Source organism: Pseudomonas sp. 2822-15 (genome assembly GCF_002742515.1).
Taxonomy (GTDB): domain Bacteria; phylum Pseudomonadota; class Gammaproteobacteria; order Pseudomonadales; family Pseudomonadaceae; genus Aquipseudomonas; species Aquipseudomonas salomonii.
The window spans coordinates 1-229 of sequence record NZ_LJRY01000471.1; the positions used below are offsets into that span (position 1 = coordinate 1).

The 229-nt window shown below is 43.7% G+C and carries 1 protein-coding gene; it reads right to left on the minus strand.

Features of this window, described 5'->3' with window-relative positions; genetic code table 11:
- The coding region (locus AOA59_RS33780; protein WP_143522888.1) for a VapE domain-containing protein at positions 1 to 229 on the minus strand (229 nt) is incomplete at both ends.

The window sequence follows — 229 nt, forward strand, 5'->3', positions numbered from 1 at the left end:
GTACATAACTGCCTCAGCCCAAATCTGGTCCACTTCACTCTGCAGATCGTTAAACACACTCTTAACTGGTTGCATCAATCCACAATCTACTGGTAAAAAGCGTCGTCCACCAGTAGGATCCTTTAGATAATCACTTCTATTACTCGTCCCGAAAAAGACACATCGTCTCGGATGCTTTTCTGTTTTCCGTGCATATGCAGCTCTGTATTGGTCTTCCGTTCTACTAAGA